The sequence below is a fragment of the Flavobacterium sp. genome (assembly GCF_027484205.1).
In the GTDB taxonomy this organism is placed as follows: Bacteria; Bacteroidota; Bacteroidia; order Flavobacteriales; family Flavobacteriaceae; genus Flavobacterium.
This window is the reverse complement of sequence record NZ_JAIXUB010000029.1, coordinates 1-3,696: the sequence shown is the minus strand read 5'-3', so window position 1 is coordinate 3,696 and position 3,696 is coordinate 1. Positions and strand designations below refer to the sequence as shown.

The window sequence follows — 3,696 nt, the reverse complement described above, 5'->3', positions numbered from 1 at the left end:
TTCTGAACCAATTTCTGTTACAAGATCAGCAATTACAGCTACATCTGTAACTTTGGGATGGACTAATACAAATGCAGCAACTGAATGGCAAGTTCTTGCACTTCCTTGTGGAAGTCCTACGCCAACAGCATCAGCTACAGGATGGGTTACTACAACAACAAATCCATTTGTTTTAAACACTTTACTTCCAGATACTTGTTATGATTTCTATGTAAGAGCAGTTTGTAGTACAACTGATATTAGTGATTGGACATCAGCAGTATCAGCTACAACACTACAAGTTCCACCTGCATGTGGTGGAACATTTTCTGATACTGGAGGATCTTCTGGGAATTATACAAATAATTCAAACGTAATTACAACAATATGTCCAACAATTCCAGGTGAAGTTGTAACAGTAACTTTTACAAGTTTCAATACACAAGCAACCGCTGATGGATTATACATTTTCAATGGAAATTCAATAACAGCTCCATTAATGTCTAGTGGTAATCCTGGTGGTACTGTACCTGGTGCAGTTCCAGGCGCATATTGGGGAACCGCAAATCCGGGTTCTTTTACTTCGACAAGTGCAGATGGTTGTTTAACTTTTAGATTTAGAAGTGGAGCAGCTACTAATGCAGCTGGATGGACGTCTAATGTAACATGTGGACCGCCTCCACCATGTCCTCAACCACAATCTTTATTAACTTCAACGGTAACTTATAATTCAGTAACTTTATCATGGACAGAGAATGGAACAGCAACAGCTTGGCAAGTACTTGCTCTACCATGTGGCTCTCCAGTCCCAACAGCTAGTGCAACAGGATGGGTTTCAGCTCCAACAAATCCATTTGTTTTAAGTGGCTTGTCTTCAGAAACTTGTTATGATATCTATGTAAGAAGTGAATGTTCCGTGTCCGAATTAAGTACTTGGATTGGACCAAGAACCATTACAACATTAATCGCGCCTCCTTTATGTGGTGGACCATTTGTTGATAATGGTGGAACATTTGGACTTTATTTAAACAATAGTGATGTTACCTATACTGTTTGTCCAGTAAATGCTGGTGATCAAGTAACTGTTACTTTTACATCATTTAATTTACAAGCAACTGCAGATGGACTTTATGTTTTTGATGGAAATTCTATAGCTTCTGAGCAAATTTCTAGTGGTAATCCTGCTGGAACAGTACCAGGAGGTTTAGCAGGAGCATATTGGGGAACAACAATTCCTGAACCCTTTACTTCAACAAGCCCTGATGGTTGTTTAACTTTTAGATTTAGAAGCGGTGCTGCAACAAATGCTGATGGATGGGTTGCAAATGTTACTTGTAATCCTGCACCATCATGTTTGAGACCAAATAATGTTTCTGTTTCTGCAATTACAACGAATTCTGCATCTGTTGCATGGAACGAAACAGGTACCGCAACAACATGGCATGTTTTAATACTTCCTGTTGGAGCGCCAACACCGGACGCTACAACACCTGGATGGCAGACAGCAACTACAAATCCATATATTTATACACCTTTAAGCTCTGGAACACAATATAAAGTTTATGTTAGATCAGCATGTAGTTCATCTGATTTTAGTTTATGGTCAAATCCTAAAATATTTAATACCTTAATTAGTAATGATGAGTGTGCAACTGCAACAGTTGCTCCAGTAAATACAGATAGTAACTGCGGATTAGTTGTTGGTGGTACTGTAATAGGTGCCACAGCATCACCTCAAGCAAATTCTTGTGGTGGAACTGATGATGATGATGTTTGGTTTCAATTTACAGCAACAGCAACGGCACATACAGTAAGTTTACTTGATATTACAGGAAGTACGACTGATTTATTTCATGTTTTATACTCAGGAAGTTGTGGTACATTAACTCAAGTATATTGTAGTGATGCAAATACAAGTTTAGCAACAGCTCTTGTTGTAGGACAAACTTATTTTATTAGAGTTTACACCAACACAGCAACAGGCAATCAAACTTCTGTATTTAATCTATGTGTAGGTACAGTTCCTCCTCCAATATCTACAAATACGACAACATACAATACTTTCCAACTAGTTGAAGATGTATTATTAAATTCAACATGTGCAGCTGTTACAAATGTAACTTCCTCTACAGGTACCAATTTTGGGTCAACAAATGGTATTGGTTATTTCAATAAAAATGGTTCAGATTTTCCATTTGACGAAGGAGTTGTTTTAACAACAGGTAGCGTTGTTAATGTACCTGGACCAAATGACACAACACTAGGCGAAGGAACAACAGCTTGGACTGGTGATGCAGATTTAGAAGCAATAATCTTAGCTGCTACAGGTGCTGCTATGAATTCAAGAAATGCTTCAAAATTAGAATTTGATTTCACACCATTATCTGATTCTATCAGTTTTAGATTTATTTTTGCTTCTGAGGAATATGGTACTTTCCAATGTTCATTTTCAGATGCTTTTGCCTTCCTTCTAACTGATATTACTCCAGGTGTAACTCCTGTTACAACAAATTTAGCATTAATACCTGGTACGTCAACTCCAATTTCAGTTGTAACTATTAGAGATGCGTTGTATAATACAGGTTGTGCTTCAGTAAATCCAGAATACTTTGCAGCATTTTATGGAGCTGCAGGTGGTTTTGGTCCTTTTGCTGCACCAATTGATTATAATGGTGTAACCGTTCCTATGACGGCAGCCGCAACAGTTATTCCTGGTCATCAATATCATATTAAACTTGTGGTAGCAGATAGAAGTGATACTGCATACGATTCAGTAGTTTTTCTTGAAGGAGGAAGTTTTGATATTGGAAATGTAGAATTAGGCGATGACTTCTTAGAAGCAAATGGAACAGCTCTTTGTCCTGGTGATGCTTATATCATACAAAGTGATTTAGATGCTGATGATTACACTTTCCAATGGAGTAATGCGTCTGGTATAATTTCTGGACAAACAGGTCCAAACTTAACCATAACAGAAGAAGGAACCTATTCTGTATCTGCTAATTTCATCGGAACAACTTGTATTGCAAATGATTCAGTTACTATTGAATATTATGAAGGTTTCACAGCTGGAACTCCAGTTAATTTAACTGCATGTAACAACATGATGTATAATGAATTTGATTTAAGTCAAAATACTGCTAATGCTTTAGGAACTTTGAATGCATCTAATTATACAGTTACTTATCATGCAACATTAGAAGATGCTCAAGATGATGTTAATATTTTACCAACATTATATACTAACACTACTCCTAGTCTTCAAACTGTTTATGTTAGAGTAGAAAGTAATTTAACTGGATGTAATGTAATTAGTCCATTTAATTTGGTCGTTCAAGATTTAACTCCTCAATTTATTATAACACCAGATTTGACTTTCTGTGCAGGAACTACAGGAACTATTACCGTTACTCCTTTAAATTATAGTAATGCTGATGTAACATTCTCTTGGTCGTTAGACGGATCACCACTTCCTGACACCACAAGTTCTATAACAATAACGACAGCTGGAGTTTATGAAGTAGTTGTAAATAATTCAGGATGTATTGCTAGTGATTCTACTACTGCATCTATCACTCCTATTCCTGTTCCAGATGCACCAGCTAATGTTGTAGCTTGTGACAGTTATACTTTACCAGCATTAACAACAGGAAATTACTACACAGGTTCTAATGGAACTGGCACGATGTTAAGTGCAGGAAATACTATTTTACTTCC

At 36.9% G+C, this 3,696-nt stretch carries 1 protein-coding gene; it reads left to right on the top strand.

What is annotated here, in order from left to right; all coding sequences use genetic code 11:
* Positions 1-3,696: choice-of-anchor L domain-containing protein (locus Q0049_RS16010; protein ID WP_298122051.1), on the top strand; the 3,696-nt coding region annotated here is incomplete at both ends.